Origin of the sequence: Paenibacillus vini (genome assembly GCF_018403325.1) — a bacterium.
Classification (GTDB): Bacteria; Bacillota; Bacilli; order Paenibacillales; family Paenibacillaceae; genus Fontibacillus; species Fontibacillus vini.
In genome coordinates this window covers 140,601-160,419 of the sequence record NZ_BOSL01000002.1, presented here as the reverse complement: position 1 = coordinate 160,419, position 19,819 = coordinate 140,601, and the positions used below count along the sequence as shown (strand labels likewise).

The 19,819-nt window shown below is 51.5% G+C and carries 15 protein-coding genes and 1 other annotated feature; of the genes, 2 read left to right on the top strand and 13 right to left on the bottom strand.

The genetic code is table 11. The features are described 5' to 3' along the window. Window positions 1-58 precede the first annotated feature (58 nt). Window positions 59-1,726 (top strand): S-layer homology domain-containing protein, encoded by a 1,668-nt coding sequence (locus KJS57_RS04005; protein WP_373316800.1) that lies wholly within the window; start codon window positions 59-61, stop codon window positions 1,724-1,726. 454 nt (window positions 1,727-2,180) lie between these two features. On the opposite strand, the gene pyrE is transcribed toward KJS57_RS04005, so the two are convergent. From pyrE to lspA, 10 genes are all read right to left on the bottom strand, one after another. Then, complete coding sequence (gene pyrE, locus KJS57_RS04000; protein WP_213653863.1) at window positions 2,181-2,822, bottom strand: orotate phosphoribosyltransferase; 642 nt, start codon at window positions 2,820-2,822, stop codon at window positions 2,181-2,183. Then, window positions 2,822-3,556, bottom strand: coding sequence for an orotidine-5'-phosphate decarboxylase (gene pyrF / locus KJS57_RS03995; protein WP_213653862.1), 735 nt, complete (start codon window positions 3,554-3,556; stop codon window positions 2,822-2,824). The genes pyrE and pyrF overlap by 1 nt, the downstream gene beginning before the upstream one ends. A 78-nt stretch (window positions 3,557-3,634) precedes the next feature. Continuing rightward, complete coding sequence (gene carB, locus KJS57_RS03990) at window positions 3,635-6,847, bottom strand: carbamoyl-phosphate synthase large subunit (RefSeq protein WP_211019770.1); 3,213 nt, start codon at window positions 6,845-6,847, stop codon at window positions 3,635-3,637. A gap of 1 nt (window position 6,848) precedes the next feature. Beyond that, window positions 6,849-7,985 carry a glutamine-hydrolyzing carbamoyl-phosphate synthase small subunit gene (gene carA, locus KJS57_RS03985; protein WP_211019771.1) on the bottom strand — a complete coding sequence of 379 codons (1,137 nt, stop codon included), beginning with the start codon at window positions 7,983-7,985 and terminating at the stop codon, window positions 6,849-6,851. Between the two features lie 40 nt (window positions 7,986-8,025). Further along, window positions 8,026-9,318: a dihydroorotase gene (gene pyrC / locus KJS57_RS03980; protein WP_213653861.1), complete on the bottom strand. Its 1,293-nt coding sequence runs from the start codon at window positions 9,316-9,318 to the stop codon at window positions 8,026-8,028. Between the two features lie 87 nt (window positions 9,319-9,405). Further along, the gene (locus KJS57_RS03975) at window positions 9,406-10,317 is read right to left on the bottom strand and encodes an aspartate carbamoyltransferase catalytic subunit (protein ID WP_213653860.1); all 912 of its coding nucleotides are present in this window, start codon (window positions 10,315-10,317) and stop codon (window positions 9,406-9,408) included. Next, on the bottom strand, window positions 10,317-10,862 hold the full coding sequence (gene pyrR / locus KJS57_RS03970) for a bifunctional pyr operon transcriptional regulator/uracil phosphoribosyltransferase PyrR (RefSeq protein WP_213653859.1): 546 nt from the start codon (window positions 10,860-10,862) through the stop codon (window positions 10,317-10,319). The genes KJS57_RS03975 and pyrR overlap by 1 nt, the downstream gene beginning before the upstream one ends. Window positions 10,863-11,301: 439 nt before the next feature. Next, the gene (locus KJS57_RS03965; RefSeq protein ID WP_213653858.1) at window positions 11,302-12,558 is read right to left on the bottom strand and encodes an LL-diaminopimelate aminotransferase; all 1,257 of its coding nucleotides are present in this window, start codon (window positions 12,556-12,558) and stop codon (window positions 11,302-11,304) included. Window positions 12,559-12,810: 252 nt separating this feature from the next. Next, complete coding sequence (locus tag KJS57_RS03960) at window positions 12,811-13,761, bottom strand: RluA family pseudouridine synthase (RefSeq protein ID WP_213653857.1); 951 nt, start codon at window positions 13,759-13,761, stop codon at window positions 12,811-12,813. After that, window positions 13,758-14,255, bottom strand: a complete 498-nt coding sequence (gene lspA / locus KJS57_RS03955; RefSeq protein ID WP_211019777.1) for a signal peptidase II — start codon at window positions 14,253-14,255, stop codon at window positions 13,758-13,760. The genes KJS57_RS03960 and lspA overlap by 4 nt, the downstream gene beginning before the upstream one ends. A 204-nt stretch (window positions 14,256-14,459) precedes the next feature. On the opposite strand from lspA, the gene KJS57_RS03950 reads away from it, so the two are divergent. Then, on the top strand, window positions 14,460-15,197 hold the full coding sequence (locus KJS57_RS03950) for a TraR/DksA C4-type zinc finger protein (protein ID WP_211019778.1): 738 nt from the start codon (window positions 14,460-14,462) through the stop codon (window positions 15,195-15,197). Here KJS57_RS03950 and KJS57_RS03945 read toward each other — a convergent pair. From KJS57_RS03945 to KJS57_RS03935, 3 genes are all read right to left on the bottom strand, one after another. Beyond that, window positions 15,184-15,498 (bottom strand): DUF5665 domain-containing protein, encoded by a 315-nt coding sequence (locus KJS57_RS03945; RefSeq protein ID WP_211020220.1) that lies wholly within the window; start codon window positions 15,496-15,498, stop codon window positions 15,184-15,186. The two genes, KJS57_RS03950 and KJS57_RS03945, sit on opposite strands and share 14 nt — an antisense overlap. A gap of 216 nt (window positions 15,499-15,714) precedes the next feature. Then, window positions 15,715-18,816, bottom strand: a complete 3,102-nt coding sequence (gene ileS / locus KJS57_RS03940) for an isoleucine--tRNA ligase (RefSeq protein ID WP_213653856.1) — start codon at window positions 18,814-18,816, stop codon at window positions 15,715-15,717. A 53-nt stretch (window positions 18,817-18,869) separates the two neighbouring features. After that, window positions 18,870-19,144: a binding site (T-box leader), on the bottom strand. A 105-nt stretch (window positions 19,145-19,249) separates the two neighbouring features. Beyond that, window positions 19,250-19,780: a DivIVA domain-containing protein gene (locus KJS57_RS03935; RefSeq protein WP_211019780.1), complete on the bottom strand. Its 531-nt coding sequence runs from the start codon at window positions 19,778-19,780 to the stop codon at window positions 19,250-19,252. Window positions 19,781-19,819 lie beyond the last annotated feature (39 nt).

Genomic DNA, 19,819 nt, shown 5'->3' with positions numbered 1-19,819 from the left:
TACAAGAAATTTTACGATATTGATATTTTTATTTCCATATTTTTTACACTGATGTAATCTGCTATTTTTTGATAGTATTACGAAGATTGCTATATTCAGTGGAAAAGAGGGGAGTACGATCAAACCGTTAAAAACAGCGATTCTCCTGCTCGCACTTCTATCACCTTCTATCATCCAACCGCAAACCTACGTTGCCGGTAAGGAATTTCCTTTTAATGACATTGGGACAAGCTATGCTAAAGAGGCTATTATTCGGCTTAATGAACAAAAAATTATGAACGGTACCTCGGACAACGTATTCTCCCCCGCCAAGCCGATTACGCGCGCGGAATTTATAATAACCGTCAATCGTATACTGGGACTCGAATCGGTCTCATCGTCCGTTCCCGCCTATAAAGACGTTGCAAAAGGAGACTGGTTCTACTCCGGCGTCCAAGCGCAGACCGAACTGGGACTTACCGAAGGAAAAGGAGACGGTACCTTCGCCCCTTTTCAACCGGTTACAAGACAGGAAGCGGCTGTGTGGATCGTCCGGATTCTAAACGAGCAGGCCTCGGGCACCGGTACGGGATTAAATTACGGATATAAAGATGCGGACTTGATTGCACCATGGGCTCGCCCTTATGTCGCCGCCATATCCAAGCTTGGACTGATGGAGGGGAGCGGCGGCCGCTTTAATCCCGTCCAGTCGTTGACCAGACAGGAAACCGCAACGATTCTGGACCGTATACTTCAGAACGATGCCTGGTCCCGTAAATTATCGGCTAAGGCTCCCGCCGCTATCCAATTGGGTTGGCAATATGACCAAACCGATGAGCAGTTCAAACAATCGGTCCTGAAATCGAACGTGAATGTGTTGTCGCCAAGATGGTTCTTTTTAAATGAGGACGGCAGCATCTCCGATCACAGCGATGCCAATCTATCCGCTTGGGCCAAAAAGAACGGTAAACAGGTATGGGCCATGTTCGGCAACCGTCTCAACCAGGAAAACACGCATTCCCTGCTATCCTCCGGCGAGAAATCGGCAGCCGCCATTGCCAAAATCAAAAGCCTAGCCGTGAAGAGTGGGTTGCACGGGATTAATCTGGACTTTGAAAATGTAGCTGCAACCGATGGGAGGGCCTTCACAGCGTTCGTCTCTGAGCTGGCCCGGCAGCTTCACGCCAACGGGATGACGTTGTCCGTCGACGTATCTCCGGATCTCGGAACCGATTGGACCGAAGCCTTCGATTATGCTTCTCTCGGTAAAATTGCAGACTATATCGTACTGATGGGCTACGATGAGCATTGGGCCGGCGGTCCTGCTGGCTCCGTCTCTTCGTTGCCTTGGGTTGAATATGGACTTGAGACACTGCTGAAGCAAGTGCCCGCCTCCAAAGTCATCCTGGCCCTGCCCTTGTACGTCAGGGATTGGACAGTGGATAGCAAAGGAAACACGATAAACTCGGAGGACCTTAGCTTGGGAGAACAATTTCAACGGATCGCGCGTTTCGGCGTCAAACCGGAGTGGAACAGCCAACTCGGCCAATACACGACCAAATACTATTCATCGGCTGCGCACAAGATCTGGCTGGAAGATTCCCGCTCTCTGACCCAAAAGTACACGATGGCGCTGGAAGAGAACATAGCGGGCTTCGCCTACTGGTCTATCGGAGGAGATACGCCCGAAGTTTGGCCAGCCCTGCGCAATGCCGCTAAATATTCGGCGATCAAGTCACAGAGATAACACTACACATAGTACAAGCCCGCAGGGGAGACCCTGCGGGCTTGTTTGGCTTTTGTGCGAAGATAGGACGGGGAACTGTTTCGAATTGAAACTGAATTAAAATTGGTCTGAAATTGTAAGTCTGATATGAGTCTGAAACGAATTTGAAGCTAATCTGAACCGAGCATACCGAAGCTCTCTGATCGCAAACTAACGAACTCCAGCAACGTTATTTCAAGGTATTTTCGAGGATTTGAAATGTAAGGAACTCAGTAACTCTTATTTGATGAAATTCTATCCCATTTACAACAATACCGTCTAATTAGCGATACATAGATTCGTTAAATTCTGAAAATCGCTTTTTTCGCTCAATAGCGTGTCTCAGATTCGTTAAGTTCACAACAAAAAAAACATGACCCTTCACGCAAATGCGTAAGGGCCATGGATCATAGACATCTATATACTAATCTTCGTTTTACTTGCCGAAGGAGGACGGATCCTCTCTCCAGGACTTCAGCAATGCCAGATCCTCCGGCTTAATTTCGCCCCGCTCGATGGCCACGTCGATCAGAGCGCTGTAGTTGGACAAGGTTTGCAGCGGAATTCCTGCCGCTTCAAAACCCTGTACCGCCTTGTCCAGCTGGTAGCTGAAAATCGCCAGCACGGCCAATGGCTCGGCGCCCGCTTCGCGGACAGCCTGGGCCGCCTTGATCGAGCTGCCGCCGGTCGAAATCAAATCCTCGATGACGATTACCTTTTGCCCGGGTTTGATCAGACCCTCGATCTGGTTCTCCTTGCCATGTCCTTTCGCTTTATCGCGAATGTAGGCCATAGGGAGTCCCAGCTTCTGGGCCACGAATGCCGCGTGCGGAATGCCCGCGGTCGCTGTTCCGGCGATCACCTCGGTGTCAGGATAAGCGTCACGAATCACCGCTGCAAAAGACTCTGCAACCAGGTCACGGATGTCAGGGTAGGACATCGTCAACCGATTATCGCAGTAGATCGGCGATTTGATGCCGGAAGTCCAGGTGAAAGGTTCATGCGGACGAAGCGCCACCGCGCCGATGTCCAGCAAACGACCTGCCACTTGATTTGCAATCTGTTCAATATTGATCATTACTTCATCATCTCCTCAATGATTTGTTCCGCCGCATCGCGCGGTTGTGGCGCTCCCGTAATCGGACGTCCGACAACGATATAATCCGTACCCTGCCGTATCGCTTCCCCGGGCGTTAATGTACGGGATTGATCTCCCGCACTGCTTCCCGCCGGACGAATGCCGGGGGTAACTGTAATGAACGAGGCTCCGCATTGTCCTTTTATAGCTTGTACTTCCAAAGGAGAAGCAACGACGCCATCCAGACCAGCTTCCTTGGTGAAAGCCGCATAGGACAAAACCGATTGCTCGACGCTGCCTTGGATGCCGATTTCCCGATTTAACGTTTCTTGATTTGTGCTGGTCAGTTGGGTTACTCCGATCAGAAGCGGCTTCTTGAGCGATGCATCGCTATCCAAAGCTGATATCACGCCTTCATAAGCGGCTGCCATCATCTTCAACCCACCTGCTGCATGAACATTGAACATATCGACGCCAAGACGCGTGATGCTGTTCGCCCCGCCCTTCACCGTGTTAGGGATATCATGCATTTTCAGATCGAGAAACACCGAGTAGCCTTGCGATTTCAGTTCCTTCACAAAATCTGGCCCCGCAGTATAGAAAAGCTGCATCCCCACCTTCATGTAGCAAGGTATTCCCTTCAAGGCTTGAATCGTTTCCCGGGCCTGCTCCGCGGAAGGATAGTCCAGAGCAACCATCAGCCTGCCGGCGGCCTGTTCATATGACAACGCCATTTGTACTCCTCCAGTCATACTTGCGGCTCCGATGCGCAAGATGCATCCGGAGCCGCTATATTTTTTATCAGATTGCTGTTATAAGCTTGGCATAGCCTGGGAAGAGAAGTTGATCGTCTGCAGCATGTTCAGCAGGGCACGCACCGTATCCAGCGAGGTCATGCACACAATCCCGTTCTCTACAGCTTCCCGGCGAATCCGGAAGCCGTCGCGCTCAGGTTCTTTGCCTTTGGTCAACGTATTGATTACGAAGTGCGCCTCTCCATTGCGGATCAAATCCAGAATGTTCGGTACGCCCTCGGTCAGCTTGTGCACCGTAGTGACATGAATGCCCTCTTCGATCAATGCCGCTGCCGTTCCTTCTGTAGCGATGATCTTGTAACCCAGGTTGTAGAAGCCGCGCAGCAGCTCTACCGCTTCTTGTTTATCCTTATCTGCAACCGTAGCGATGATGGCGCCCGTGGTCGGGATTTTCATACCTGCACCGATCAGGCCTTTATATAGCGCCTTGGCATATTGCGGATCGCGGCCCATTACTTCGCCGGTCGATTTCATTTCCGGTCCGAGCGTAGGCTCGACGCGACGGAGCTTGGCGAAGGAGAATACCGGCACTTTGACCGAGACCTGATCGCTCTCCGGCCACAAGCCGTCTTCATAACCCAGTTCCTTCAGCTTCGTGCCAAGGATAGCCTTAGTAGCCACATTAGCCATCGGGATGTTCGTAACTTTGCTCAAGAAAGGAACCGTCCGCGAGGAGCGCGGGTTGACCTCGATCACATACACTTCATTCTTATAGATGACGAACTGAATGTTGACCAGTCCGACCGTCTTAAGTTCCTTGGCTATTTTTGTAGTAATATCTACGATCTTATCTTTCAGTTCATCCGAAAGGTATTGAGGCGGATACACCGCGATCGAGTCACCGGAGTGAACCCCGGCCCGTTCGACATGCTCCATGATCCCCGGAATGAGTACCGTTTCACCATCGCAGATCGCATCCACTTCGACCTCTTTGCCAAGCATATAGCGGTCGATAAGCACCGGATGCTCCGGGTTGATGTTTACGGCTTCCTTCATGTATTTCAGAAGCTCCGCGTCGGAGTATACGATCTCCATCGCACGTCCGCCGAGGACGTAGGATGGACGCACCAGTACCGGATAACCGAGCGACTGTGCTGTGCCGACCGCTTCGTCAACCGAAGTCACCGTACTGCCTTTCGGCTGGGCGATACCCAGTCTGGACAGAAGAGCTTCGAACTTCTTCCGGTCCTCGGCCTCGTCGATGCTTTCGAGCGAAGTCCCGAGAATGTTTACTCCTGCGGCTTGAAGCGGCGCTGCCAGGTTGATGGCCGTCTGGCCGCCAAACTGTACGATAACGCCGACCGGCTTCTCCTGCTCGATGACGTTCATGACGTCTTCGAAGAAGAGCGGCTCAAAGTACAGCCGGTCCGATGTATTGAAGTCCGTAGACACTGTCTCCGGGTTGTTGTTGATAATGACAGCCTCGTATCCGGCCTTTTGAATCGCCCATACCGCATGCACGGTGGAGTAATCGAATTCGATACCCTGGCCGATCCGAATCGGTCCGGAGCCGAGCACGACGATTTTCTCTTTGTCCGTATGGATGACTTCATTTTCCGTTTCATACGTGGAGTAGTAGTAAGGCGTTGAAGCTTCGAATTCGGCAGCGCAGGTATCGACCATTTTGTAGACCGGACGAAGTCCTCTCTCCTTCCGGAACAACGTAACGCTTTGCTCCGTCAGATGAGTGCCTGAAGGCTGGCCAATGGCGCGCAGCTCAGCGATCGCGCGGTCCGTAAATCCGAGTCGCTTCGCTTCATACAGCGTTTCATAAGTCAGTTCGGATTCCGAAGCAATTTTGGCTTCGAATTGTACCAGACGTTCAATTTTGTCCAGGAACCACCAGTCAATTTGCGTCAGATCCTGAATTTGTTGCAGACTGTAGCCGCGGCGGAAAGCTTCGGCCACCAGGAACAGGCGCTCGTCATCGGCCTTGATCAGGCGTTGGTCCAGAGTTTCCTTATCCAGTTCGTCCGCCCCTTTCAGGTACAGACGGTGCGTTCCGATCTCCAGCGAGCGAACCGCTTTGTGGATCGACTCTTCAAAAGTCCGGCCGATCGCCATGACTTCGCCCGTCGCTTTCATTTGCGTGCCGAGCTTACGGTTGGCGCTGACAAATTTATCGAACGGCCAGCGTGGAATTTTGCTGACGATATAATCGAGCGTCGGCTCGAAGCAAGCATAAGTTTGGCCGGTAACCGGGTTTACGATTTCGTCCAGCGTATAACCCATTGCAATTTTTGCGGCCATTTTTGCGATCGGATAACCGGTTGCTTTGGACGCGAGCGCCGAGGAGCGGCTGACCCGCGGATTCACCTCGATGACATAGTACTGGAAGCTTTGCGGATCCAGTGCGAACTGAACGTTGCAGCCGCCTTCGATGTTCAAGGCACGGATGATTTTGAGCGAAGCGGAGCGAAGCATTTGATACTCCCGATCGGACAGCGTTTGGCTCGGAGCCACTACGATACTGTCTCCGGTATGTACGCCTACCGGGTCAAAGTTCTCCATATTGCAGACTACGATACAGTTATCGTTCGCATCGCGCATTACTTCATATTCGACTTCCTTCATGCCGGCGATCGATTTCTCGATCAGGCACTGACCGATCGGGCTGTAGCGGATCCCCGATGCGACGGTCTCTTTCAATTCTTCCAAGGTTGCGCAAATGCCGCCGCCTGTGCCGCCGAGTGTGTAGGCCGGACGAACGATCACCGGATAACCGATCTCTTCGGCAAAATTAAGGGCTTCGTCTACCGAAGTGATGATCGCACTTTCAGGTACCGGCTGTTCCAATTCACGCATCAGTTCGCGGAACAAGTCGCGGTCCTCCGCCTTCTCGATGGAGGTAAGCTGGGTTCCGAGCAGTTTTACATTTTCGCGCTCCAGTACGCCGGCGCGGGCAAGTTCCACCGCCATGTTGAGGCCGGTTTGACCTCCGAGCGTAGGCAAGAGCCCATCCGGGCGCTCCTGGCGAATAATTTGCGTAACGAATTCCAGAGTAATCGGTTCGATATATACTTTATCCGCCATGTTGGTGTCGGTCATGATCGTAGCCGGGTTACTGTTGATCAGCACCACTTCAACGCCTTCTTCTTTCAGCGCTTGGCAGGCCTGAGTACCGGCGTAGTCAAACTCCGCCGCCTGGCCGATAACGATCGGTCCTGAACCGATGACGAGGATCTTCTTAAGTTCTTTATTAATCGGCATATTACAGTACTCCTTTCGCTGCAGCCGTCAGTTCGGCTTGACGCGGCTTTTGAGGATTCAGCCGCTTGTGTTCTCTTATCATTTCGATAAAGCGGTCAAAAAGATAGCTGTTATCATAAGGTCCTGGCGCCGCTTCCGGGTGATATTGCACCGAGAAGGCAGGGTATTTGGCATGCTTGACGCCCTCAACCGTTTTGTCGTTATTATTGATGTGCGTAACGATCAAATCCGTTCCCGCAAGGGAGGCTTCGTTGACCGTATAACCATGGTTCTGGGATGTGATGTAGCAGCGGCCGGTTTCGAGGTCCTTCACCGGGTGATTTCCCCCGCGATGGCCGAATTTCAGCTTTTCAGTATCCGCTCCGCAAGCCAGCGACAGCAGCTGGTGCCCAAGGCAGATCCCGAAGATCGGATATTCACCGAGCAGCTCGGAGATTGTGTTCACCGCATAAGAAACATCCTTCGGATCCCCAGGCCCGTTAGAGAGCTGAATGCCGTCCGGATGCAGCCGGCGGATTTCTTCTGCCGTCGTGTCATGAGGGACGATAACGACGTCACAGTCACGCTTGTTCAATTCGCGGAGAATCCCGCTTTTCGCACCGTAATCGACGAGAACGATACGTTCTTTGGATCCCGGGCTGCTGTATACGTTAGGCGTCGAAGTCCGGGCAACCTGGTTGCGCAGTTCCTCGATGCTGGTCGATGCGATCATTTCTTGCAGTTCGGCCACGGATTTGGAGGAAGTCGTCAAAATCCCCTTCATCGTGCCATGCTGGCGGATAATCCGGGTCAGCATCCGCGTGTCGATATCGGTAATTCCAGGGATGCCGTATTCCTTCAGCAAATCCCCCAAGTTGTACTGCGCCCGCCAGTTGCTTGGCGTTGGCTCATAGCGGCGGACGACAAACCCGTGGATCGAAGGAGCGATCGATTCAAAATCATCCCTCGAAATTCCATAGTTTCCGATCAGCGGATAAGTCATTGTTACAATCTGTCCGCAGTAAGAAGGATCAGACAATACTTCCTGGTAACCTGTAATTCCTGTATTAAAAACGACCTCTCCGGTGCTTTCGGCTTCCGCGCCGAACGATTTCCCGGTAAACAATGTGCCGTCTTCCAACAATAATCTTGCCTGCATCCTGCAGCACTCCTTTACGTAATCTATTTATAATTGCTGATTATTCGCTCCAAACCACTTTGCCGGACACGATCGTCGTTACCGGCCAGCCTTTCAATTTCCATCCGCTGAACGGCGTGTTACGGCCCTTGGAGGCAAAGTCCTCCGGGTTGACGTCCTTCTCCAGATCCAGGTCCACTATCGTCAAATCGGCTGGTGCCCCTGGTGCTAATCGTCCCGTTTCCAGTCCGAATACGCGGGCCGGAGCGGCCGTCATCCGCCGTACCAGCATCTCCAGGCTCCAGCGGCCTTCCGCGACGAACTTGGTATAAAGCAGCGGGAACGCCGTTTCAAAACCGACGATTCCGAATGGAGCAAGCTGCATTCCTTTAGCTTTTTCATCCTCGCTGTGCGGAGCGTGGTCCGTTACGACAATGTCGATCGTCCCATCCTCCAGCGCCTGGATGCATGCCTCCACATCGCGTCTTGAGCGCAGCGGCGGGTTCATTTTCCAATTGGCGTCCAGACCGGGAATATCCTCTTCCGCAAGAATCAGATGGTGAGGGCAAACCTCGGCGGTCACGTTGATTCCGATCTCTTTCGCTTGACGGATCAGCCGGATGGATTGCTCCGTGCTGACATGGCATACATGGTAATGTACCCCGGTAGCTTCCGCCAGCAGGATGTCCCTCCCGACATGGATCGCTTCCGACTCGTTCGGGATTCCTTTCAGCCCGTGGCGCTTAGCGAATTCCCCTTCGGCTACCGGCGCGCCTTCGACGAGGGAATTATCCTCGCAGTGAGCGATGACCGGCATATCCATCGATGCGGCAAGAGTCATCGCATCCTTCATCATCTGCGCGTTTTGCACTCCTACGCCGTCATCGGTGAACCCGATCGCGCCCGCCGCTTTCAAGGCCGCAAAATCCGTCAACTCGCGTCCCAGCTCGTTTTTCGTAATGGCCGCGTAAGGGAGCACATGAACCAACCCGGCTTCCTTCGCTTTGTCCAGTACAAAGGAAACGACTTCGGGGCTATCCGTTACCGGCCTTGTATTCGGCATGCAGGCGATCGTCGTGAATCCGCCCTTTGCAGCGGAGCGAGATCCGGTTTCGATCGTTTCTTTATGTTCAAATCCGGGCTCCCGCAGATGGACGTGCATGTCGATGAATCCCGGCGTCACCAGTTTGCCTGCGGCATCAATGACTTGAGCCTCCGCAGCCGGCTGATCTGCTGCGGTTTCTCCGGCGGCATCCGTAATTTTCACAATTACTCCGTCCGCCACCGTGATGTGCTTGCTTTCCAGTTCTCCTTTTTCATTCAATACACTGGCATTTCGAATTATAAGCTGCATGGATGAAACCTCCGCTTGTTCTTTTGCAATCTTTGAAATCCAATTACCTTCTATGGTAAGAATCGTTACCTATATATGAATCGATGCCTATTTCATCGCTCGTTCCATAACCGCCATCCGGATGGGTACCCCATTCGACATTTGTTTAAAGATCCGCGATTGCGGATGTTCCACCACTGCGTCATCGATTTCTACGTTCCGATTGATGGGAGCTGGGTGCATGATGATCACATGCGGGGCAAGACCCGCTGCACGCTCCTCCGTAAGCCCGTACTCCAGACGATATTGCTCGGCGGATTTCAGCAATCCTTCGGCATGACGTTCCAGCTGTACCCGCAGCATCATGACTACATCGGCGCAGAGCGCCTCGTCCATGGATACATAGGGAGCTTCCGCCGCAAGTTCCGGAGCCCGCATGCTGTCCGGCGCGCACAATTTGACTTCAGCACCGAATTTCTGCAAGGCCCACAGGTTCGAGCGGGCTACCCGGCTGTGTTTAATGTCACCGATAATCGACACCTTAAGTCCCTTCAATTCTCCGAAATGCTTCTTCATCGTGTACAAGTCAAGCAAAGCTTGCGTCGGATGTTCGTTATTCCCGTCACCGGCATTCACCAGCGGTATGTTTACTCTGGTGGCCAATTCGGCCAACATGCCGACCGGCTTAAGCCGAATCACGCCTGCATCGATTCCCATTGATTCCAAAGTGCGCACCGTATCGTAAATGGATTCGCCCTTTTCGACACTGGATACGGCGGCTGAGAAGTTCAGAACCTCCGCTCCCAGTCTTTTCTCGGCCATTTCAAACGAGAACCGAGTACGCGTGCTATTTTCAAAAAACATGTTCGCTACAAAACGATCTTTCAGTACGGGAATCACTTTCTCGTCCCGGTTTTCCCAATACGCCGCCCGGTCCAGAATCGAACTGATTTCCGAGGCGCTGAGCTCTTTTAGCCCAAGTAAGCTGCGTTCCTTCAAAGTGGATGCGGTCATTGTCATCACTGTTCCCCCCGCTGCTGCAAAATCCGGACTTGATCGTTACCGTCGCTTTCCTGAAGCAATACTTCGATTTCTTCAGCCTTGGAGGTCGGTACATTCTTTCCGATATAATCCGGCCGGATCGGCAGTTCGCGGTGTCCCCGGTCTACAAGTACAGCGAGTTGAATTGATTCCGGTCTTCCCGCGTCCATGATGGCATCCATCGCCGCACGGATCGTCCGTCCGGTATATAGAACGTCGTCGAACAAAATGACTTTTTTGTTATGAATCGGCACAGGGAAAGCCAAGGGCTCTGTTCCCCGCTCTTGAGCGGCGCGGTCATCGCGGTAAGCCGTTACATCCAGCTCAAACCATGGCATTGGCGTCCCTTCGATATTTTCGAGTCTTTCAGCAAGCCGTTTCGCTAAAAATACGCCGCGAGTTTTAATCCCGGCCAGTACACAGCCTTCAATTCCATTGTTACGCTCCAGGATTTCATGGGCCACTCTGGTAAGGGCACGGCGAATGGCTATTTCATCCATAATAATATGACTCTCGGTGCTCATTGGAACTGCCTCCTCAGGATAAATTATCCAGATTCCGTGATAAGCCACAAAAAAACTCCTTGCCTGATTCGGGCAAGGAGTCTCTAGTCACAGGTTTAAGCCATGACTGTCATGCGGATTCAGGGTATGCATTGCCGCAGCAATGGTCATAATGTTCCCCAAATCCTCATTCACGTTACCTTGCCAGCCTCACGGGACTGAATTAAAGGTTCATATTGATTTACATGAATTATGACAGAATGCGGCCTGACTGTCAAGACAACCACCCTTGGATAATTATCCCTGGCTGAAATCGATGTCGGCATCCTTGTTCCTTAATAAAGAGCAGCGAAAGTTTTCCTGCTAATAAATATACATTATAATTAATATTTATTCAATCCATTTTTGCGGGTCTGCATAGAAAAAACCGCCCGGCTGCTTGCCGGACGGTTCCAGATCGTTATTCAAATATGAACTTCACATCGCCAAGACGGCGTTTGATTTCCGAGATGACCCTCTCTTCTTCCGCAGCTCCGCTTGCCGCGAACGTAACCGAAAAGCGAACGTAAGGCCCGGCATCATCCCAAGGAACCGTCGAAATCAGTTTCTCCCGGATCAGGTATTGAGCAAAATCCTCCGCCGTCGCAAATGACGGTCCGCCTTCGACCCCTTTCGGAGCGGCTACGTAGAGGAAGAACGAGCCTTTCGGTTTTTTGGCCTTGAACCCGAGTTCATTCAGCGCGGCAACCAGCAGATTGTGGCGGCGCGAGTATTTTTCGGCAATCCGCTCCGTGATTTCAGGATGGGCTAAACCATATGCTGCCGCTTTCTGTATGGCAATGAACTGGCCGGAATCGTTATTATCCTTCACATCGCTGAATGCTTTTACAATCAGAGGGTTCCCGGCCACAAATCCGATTCTCCAACCGGTCATATTGTAAGATTTCGATAAGGAGTGCAGCTCGACGCCTACATCCTTTGCTCCGGGTATAGATAGAAAACTGAGCGGCTTCAATCCGTCATAGGTTAAAGCGGCGTAAGGAGCGTCATGCACGACAACCACATTAAATTTACGGGCCCATTCCACCACTTCCGCAAAGAACTCCGCCGTGGCGCTTGCGCCTGTCGGATTGTTCGGATAGTTCAGATAGAGCAGCTTGGCCTTGCGGGCAATTTCTTCGGGAATCGAAGCCAGGTCCGGCAAAAAATGATTTTCTTCCGTCAACGGTACCGTGTACACTTCACCGCCAAGATATTTCGTATGCGTCCCAAGAATCGGATAGCCCGGTACCGTCATAATCGTAATGTCTCCAGGGTTAATAAAACAGGATGGCAGCATTGCGAGAGCCGGCTTGGAGCCGATGGAATGCACGATTTCCATTTCTGGATCGATTCCCGTTACGCCGAAGACCTCTTGAAGATAAAGGGCTGCAGCCGATTTGAATTCGGCAATTCCATTGTCCGCGTAGCCGCGGTTCTCCGGTTTGGCCGCTTCCTCAGCCAGCTTCGCTACGATCCCGGGATCCGCCATTTCGTCAGGTTCACCAACGCCCATATCAATCAATTCCACATTGGGAAAATCTCTTTTTGCCGCTGCTTTTGCGCGTTTGATTTTTTCAAATTTATAAATGGCGGTATCCTTCCCATAATTGGCTCCTCCGATACGATCGGCAAATTGACGCTGGATATATGTCTCTTGATATAATTCTATACTCATAAAATGTCCATTCCCTTCTTCAAAATCTCCCTTGTCTGGTCCTTTTTCTTATATCCAGCTTAAATGGAATCGGGGTTTTTGGAGAATGGATTATTCACCGGATCGTTTGTACTTATCGACTTTATAAGATAACTATCGAAGTGGATGTGGTACTGGATTAAGCCAATCAAAAAGAGCATCCTTCGTTCCAATTTGCACAAAATGCACGTTTGGAAAAGGATGCTCTCAATGGATCAGTCATTGAATATTCGATTAACGATTACGCAGGGAATGCAGCAGATCCTCCATATCGCCCGGAATCGGTGCGCTGAATTCCAGGTATTCTCCGCTTGATGGATGGACAAATCCCAGCACCGCGGCATGCAGCGCCTGCCCGGACAATTTAAGGCTGCCCTTACTCCGCCCGTACAATGGATCTCCGACCAGCGGATGCCCTATAAATTTCATATGCACACGGATTTGATGCGTCCGCCCGGTCTCCAATTTAAGCTCCAGCAGCGTATAGTCGCCAAAACGTTCCGCCACTTGAAAATGCGTGACTGCTTCCTTGCTGTTCCGCTCGATCACCGTATACATTTTACGGTCATGGGGATCCCGTCCTATCGGAGCGTCAACCGTTCCCTGGTCGTGACTTACATTCCCGTGAACCAGGGCGTAATACTTGCGGGTCACCGAATGCTCCTTCAGCTGAACGGCCAAAGATGCATGGGCCTTATCATTTTTGGCGGCCATCAACAAACCTGAAGTGTCTTTATCGATGCGGTGTACGATGCCCGGTCGAAGTTCCCCGTTGATGCCCGATAAGTCCTTGCAATGAAACATCAGCGCATTCACCAGAGTTCCCGAGGAATGTCCGGGGGCCGGATGTACCACCATCCCGCGCTCCTTGTTTACGACAATGACATCCGCGTCTTCATAATACACATCGAGCGGAATATCTTCAGGTACAATTTCTACCGGCTCTGCTTCCGGGACGGTCAATGTAATGACGTCCCCCTCGGCGATTTTATAATTAGCTTTGATGCGGCCGCCGTTGACGAGAATGTCCCCGTTTTCGATCCAAAGCTGAATCTGGCTCCGGGAGTACTCCTCGCCTACCTGGACTTTAATATACTTGTCGATTCGATCCTTCGCTGCACCGGCATCCGCCGTCCATTCTGCATTTCCGTCTTCAGGATCAAAGAAAGGCTTGTCCAATATCATACTTGCTCCTCTTGCTCATGTTTAGTCAACTGTTGTTGTTTTTCTCTGCGAATTTCCAAAATGGAATCCAAAACGATGAGACATACCCCGATCACAATACAGGAGTCCGCCACGTTAAAAATCGGAAAGGTGTAAGTGCCAAAATTGAATTGAAGGAAATCGACGACTTCGCCGCTTACGGCCCGGTCGAGGAAATTCCCCACGGCTCCGCCCAATACGAGCGACAGCGCGGTAGGCAGCAGCTTGTTGCCCGACGACTTCACTTTTTGCAAATACCAGATGATACCCACAACAACGACAGTCGTAATCACGATAAAAAACCAACGCTGCCCTTCCAGTATCCCGAATGCCGCCCCCGTATTCCGGTGGGAAGTAATCAGGAAAAAGTCGCCGATGACCGGAATTTGTTCCCCGATCGTTAAACCGGACGCAATCAGATATTTCGTTCCTTGGTCGATTAAAAACACAATTAATGCAATCAGAAAATAGATCACGCGGGAATTCACCTCGTTTTTTCGTTAGACTGCCGAAAGAATGCGACAGAATGTTCCACTTCTAAGACCTGTATATTGTAGCACAGCCGCAATTCACCCGTCCATGCACGAAAGGATTTTCCTTAGGTAAAACGTCATGCTTCTGCGCAAAATAGCTTTACGGCAAAATACCCAAACGATTTTTTCCGGAAAGGAGAACCTTCCATGCCACACCTGACGAAGCAGCAACTGGCGGAGCTGAAATCGGACCTTGAAACGGCCCGTGACGAAACGTATCGAATGCTTGAGGAAAAGGATCATTACGGACTTCGCGGTTCCCTGCGGGATAACACGAGCGAGTTGTCCTCCATCGACAACCATCCGGCCGATATCGGAACCGAAATGTTTGAACGCGGCAAAGACCTGGCATTGAACGAGCATGATGAACTGAGGCTGACCCGGATCAACGGAGCCCTGGACCGGATGGCCGAAGGGACTTACGGATATTGTCAAACTTGCAAAGAGCCCATCAGCTTCGAACGCCTGAAGGCCGTACCTGAAACGGCTTACTGCGTTGATGATAGCCCTCAATCCTTTGTTTCAGCAAAACGGCCGATCGAGGAACTGTTTCTGGCACCACCTTTTGGCCGTACGAGCCTTGACGAGCATGAGGATCAGAACGGCTTTGACGGCGAGGACGCTTGGCAAATCGTCGAAGGCTTTGGGACATCCAACTCGCCGGCGCTTGCCGAAGATAACGAAATCGATGACTACAACGACATGGAAATCGAAGCCTCGGAAGAGCTTGACGGGTTTGTCGAGCCATATGAAACATTTGTCGCGACCGACATCTATGGAGAGAACGTCGTTTTTTACCGGAACGGATTATACAGAAAGCATATGCAGGCCACGGAACATCTGGATAGCGAGGACTCTTTGGGCACAGGATCTAATAAGTATTGAGTTCAAGCTGTCTTTGTACGATCCGTACGATGTCCGCGATATAATCGCCGATAATCGGCAGGTTAAGCGCGCCCAGTACCTGAAGGACATAAATGATCGTTGCCGCAAAAAAAGTAAAGCCGATCGCAATGCCGACCCCTCTTGCCGTGCCGGATAACAAATTCAGCCAAATTAGACGCCATGGCCGGTTTAGCAGTTCCGTGTATTCGGCAATTCTGGATCTTTCCAACTGCCTGGTCCAGCTCAATGTTAGCCGGTAAATGGCGCTCATCTGCTCTTCGGGCGTCTGGGGAATCGGCATTTGAGGGTCTTCCGGCGGTGATTCGATTTTAGTTTTACCGTTCTTTATTCGACGCTTCATCGGCACCTCCGCAAAAATGAAACGAGCCCGGGCGGACTCTTTCGAAATGAAAGAATGCCTCACCCAAGCTCGTTTCTTCTTGGTTAATCCTAGTATGACCGCTGGACTTGCGCTCCATACAACGGATTAACCTTATTCCTTTATGCGGAACTTCCTTTATGCCAAAATATAAACTCCGATTTTTTTACCGCCCAAATCTACGGTTTCTCCTTGGCCTTCCGCGGTTCCAAAGGTTACGTCCGTAATGAGCACGTTCTCCCGCAGCACCTGTTCAAAAGCCTGGATGGCAGCTTTAAGCTCGTCGTCGACATCCAAGGTCAAATGCACTCTCTTTTCGATCGGAAGATCGAGCTTTTTACGTGTGTCCTGTACGGCGCGAACCACCTCACGCACCCATCCTTCCTGCTCCAGCTCCGGAGTGATGTCGGTATTCAGCGCAACGGTAATCCCGTACCCGGATGCGGAGGCAAATCCCGCTTTCGCCTGTTTTTCGACAAGGAGTTCCTCTGCGGTAACAGACAATTCCTCACCTTCAGGAGAAGTAACGTTCACTTTGCCGTTCTCCACGACTTTACGGGTTTCCTCGGCAGCCATACCTTTAAGAAAGCCTTGCAGAAAGCCGACGTTCTTGCCGTACTTCTTCCCGGCCACTTTGAGGTTCAGCTTTAATGTAAAATCAACAAACCCGCTGTCGCTGGTCTCCAGTTCGATCGCCTTCACGTTGATTTCTTCCTTGATGATCTCCTCATACTCGTTCAAAGCCACATCACGATCCATGGATACGATCAGGCTCGACAACGGCTGACGGGTTTTGATGCCGGTTTCGTTGCGGACGTTACGGGCCAATTCAACGATTTGCCGCGCGCTTTCCATATCCGCTTCCAGCGTAAGATCGATCAGAGATTCGTCCGCCTTCGGATAATCTGCCAGATGGACGCTTTCTCCGCCTCCCAGGTTCGTAAAGATATCTTCGGACAGCATCGGCGTAAATGGAGCCATCAGCTTGGACAGCGAGAGCAGCACGTTGATCAGCGTCTGGTAGGCGGATACTTTGTCTTCGCCCAGGCCGCTGCCCCAGAAACGGTCGCGCGACCGGCGGATATACCAGTTGCTCAGCTCGTCGATGAAAGATTCGATTGCTCTGGAAGTATTCACAAAGTCATTTACGGCCAATCCTTTGTCTACGACCAGGATCAGGCTGTTCAAACGGGACAGGATCCAGCGGTCCAGCTTATTCGCGGATGGGCGGAATGCATGCTCTTCCGGCTTGAAGCCGTCAATGCCGGCATACAGCGTCAAGAAGGCATGGGTATTAACCAGCGTATCCACCACTTTCGATTTCGCTTCCGCCACGATACCCTTGGAGAAGCGCTTGCTGTTCCACGGTGCACTGTCGGAAAGCAACGCCCACCGGAATGCATCTGTGCCGAACTCCTTGATGATATCCCAAGGGTCGATAACATTGCCCTTCGACTTGGACATCTTCTGTCCGTTCTCGTCCAGTACGTGACCGGTTGCGATAACGGCCTTGTAAGGCGCTTTACCCGTAAACAGGGTGGATACGGCCAGCAGGCTGTAGAACCAGCCCCGTGTCTGGTCAATCCCTTCGCAAATCATGTCCGCAGGGAATTGGTCCTTAAAGGTATCTTCGTTCTCAAACGGATAGTGATGCTGAGCGAAAGGCATCGAGCCGCTGTCGAACCAGACGTCGATCACTTCGCTCGTCCGTTCCATGATCCCATCTTCGCAGTGAGGACATTTCACTTTCACTTCATCCACATACGGTTTGTGAAGCTCCAGCTCCGGACTGACCTCTCCTACCGCATGAGCGCGAAGCTCGGCTAAGCTATGCGGCGCGAACTGCTTCCCGCAGTCGTTGCTTTGGCAAACCCACACATTAAGCGGAGTACCCCAGTAGCGGTTTCGGCTGATGTTCCAGTCCACCAGTTCCTCCAGGAACTTTCCGAACCGGCCTTCCCGGACATGCCCTGGATACCAAGTCACGGAGTTGTTGTTGGCGATCAATTGATCCTTGACCGCTGTCGTTTCAATGAACCAGCTGTCCATTGCGTAATACAGCAGCGGAGATTTGCAGCGCCAGCAGAACGGGTAGCTATGCTCGTATTTTTCCTTGCTGTATAGTGTGCCCTTCTCGGACAGCATTTTTACGATATCCAGATCGCAATCTTTAACGAAGCGTCCGGCAAAATCGCTAACCGTATCCGTATAACGGCCTTGCCCGTCCACGACGCTGACGAAGCTGATCCCGTTTTCGCGGCAGGTCTTGTAGTCGTCTTCCCCGTGTGCCGGAGCCATATGAACGATACCGGTACCGCTGGCATCCGTTACGAACGAAGCGCCTACGATGACGTTTACTTTATCCGCTTGGATGTAACTGAAAGGCGGCGAATAAGTTTTGCCGACCAGATCGGATCCCTTAACGACCGATTCCACGGTGTAGTCGCCCTTCATGACTTTTTCGACAAGGTTCTTGGCGACGATGTATACGCCATCCTCTTGTTTTACTTTGGCATATTCCATGTCCGGATTGACGGCCAAGGCAACGTGAGCCGGCAAAGTCCAAGGCGTAGTCGTCCAGGCAAGTACGTATTCGCCTGTATCATGGAGCTTGAATTTTGCGGTCGCACTCAGGTCCTTCACGTCCTCGTAACCTTGAGCCACTTCATGCGAGCTAAGCGAGGTTTGGCAGCAAGGGCAGTACGGGCTGACCCGGTGACCCCGGTAAAGCAAGCCCTTCTCGTGAATGGTAGCCAAAATGTTCCACACGCTCTCAATGTAGTTGTTGTCGAGTGTGATGTACGGATCATCAAGGTCGGTCCAGTAAGCGATCGCTTCGGTAAAATCACGCCATTGTTTTTCGTAGCCGAATACGCTGGCCTTACATTTTTTAACGAATTCCTCAATCCCGTATTTCTCGATTTCCTGCTTGCCGGAAATGCCCAATTCTTTCTCAACGCCAAGCTCGACGGGAAGACCGTGCGTATCCCATCCGGCTTTACGAACAACACGGTATCCTTTCATGGTCTGGTAACGGCCGACAAAATCCTTGATGACGCGTCCCAGCACGTGACCGATATGAGGAAGTCCGTTAGCGGTCGGAGGTCCTTCATAGAACACATAGTTCGGGCGGCCTTCCCGGTTTTCGATACTGCGCTTGAACGTATTCTCGCTGTTCCATTTGTCCAGGATACGCAGGTCGCGCGTGCGGGCCTGTTCTTTGATATCGACTTTTTTCATTCCTGATACTTCCCTTCAACAAAATTCTTGTAAAATCAAAAAAGCCCCGTCCCAAAAGGGACGAGACTTGACCTCGCGATACCACCCTTGTTTCAAGCCGGTCACGGTTAATACATCTCCGTAGTCAGCATGACACCTTGATCCCATACGCTTCATATGGGTCCGGTATAACGGCCGGCTGCCGGCATAGCTTACGCTTTCCCTGCGGAAATTCAGCTAGGCTTCTCCGGGACGATCTTCCGTCGGCGTCTTGAACATTGGCTTTCAGCAAATGCCAACTCTCTGGGGGACAACATCGCCGCGTACTGGTTCCCATCATCAAATCAATATAGGGAATTCACAAACACAACTTACAATATGTTATTATTTATAACTTATTTCCCAGGGGAATGTCAACCTAAGTGCAGCCTAATCGACGCAGATTGAATTTTTACTAATAAATCTCTTTCACTTCGCGGTCACGGTCGCGTTCACGTTCACGTTCTTGTTCGAAAGAACGCTCGCGGTTCTCAAGTGACTCCCACCCGTCGTGGCTCAAGAGGTCCAGTTGGGCTTCCACCAACGTACGGAAACGGGCGCGGTAGATCGAGGCCTGCTTCTTCAACTCCTCGACTTCCATTGCGATTTTGCGCGATTTGGAGAGCGATTCATTAACGATCCGGTCCGCATTCTTCTCGGCTTCCTTCACGATAAGCTGCGCTTCTTTCTTCGCGTTGTTCTTCACTTCATCGGCCGCCTCTTGCGCGACTATGATCGTCTTGCTAAGCGTCTCTTCAATATTGGAGAAATGATCCAGCTTCTCTTGCAGCGAGAACAGCTGATTGTGCAGCTCTTTGTTCTCCCGGATCACGATTTCATAATCTTTGATGACCTGGTCGAGGAATTCGTTCACTTCGTCTTCATCATAGCCGCGAATGCGTCTCGAAAACTCCTTATTATGTATATCCAGCGGTGTTAGTGGCATGATCCGCACCTCCTATTATATTTAAACCTTCCCCTCCGG

Bases quoted from the DNA above. Each gene is read 5' to 3' on its own strand.
- KJS57_RS03950 (WP_211019778.1), top strand. From the start codon at position 14,460: ATGCCACACCTGACGAAGCAGCAACTGGCGGAGCTGAAATCGGACCTT.
- KJS57_RS03935 (WP_211019780.1), bottom strand. From the start codon at position 19,780: ATGCCACTAACACCGCTGGATATACATAATAAGGAGTTTTCGAGACGC.
- carA (WP_211019771.1), bottom strand. From the start codon at position 7,985: ATGCAGGCAAGATTATTGTTGGAAGACGGCACATTGTTTACCGGGAAA.
- ileS (WP_213653856.1), bottom strand. From the start codon at position 18,816: ATGAAAAAAGTCGATATCAAAGAACAGGCCCGCACGCGCGACCTGCGT.
- KJS57_RS03965 (WP_213653858.1), bottom strand. From the start codon at position 12,558: ATGAGTATAGAATTATATCAAGAGACATATATCCAGCGTCAATTTGCC.
- KJS57_RS03960 (WP_213653857.1), bottom strand. From the start codon at position 13,761: ATGATATTGGACAAGCCTTTCTTTGATCCTGAAGACGGAAATGCAGAA.
- carB (WP_211019770.1), bottom strand. From the start codon at position 6,847: ATGCCGATTAATAAAGAACTTAAGAAGATCCTCGTCATCGGTTCAGGA.
- pyrE (WP_213653863.1), bottom strand. From the start codon at position 2,822: ATGATCAATATTGAACAGATTGCAAATCAAGTGGCAGGTCGTTTGCTG.
- pyrF (WP_213653862.1), bottom strand. From the start codon at position 3,556: ATGGCGTTGTCATATGAACAGGCCGCCGGCAGGCTGATGGTTGCTCTG.
- KJS57_RS03945 (WP_211020220.1), bottom strand. From the start codon at position 15,498: ATGCCGATTCCCCAGACGCCCGAAGAGCAGATGAGCGCCATTTACCGG.
- KJS57_RS03975 (WP_213653860.1), bottom strand. From the start codon at position 10,317: ATGACAATGACCGCATCCACTTTGAAGGAACGCAGCTTACTTGGGCTA.
- pyrC (WP_213653861.1), bottom strand. From the start codon at position 9,318: ATGCAGCTTATAATTCGAAATGCCAGTGTATTGAATGAAAAAGGAGAA.
- pyrR (WP_213653859.1), bottom strand. From the start codon at position 10,862: ATGAGCACCGAGAGTCATATTATTATGGATGAAATAGCCATTCGCCGT.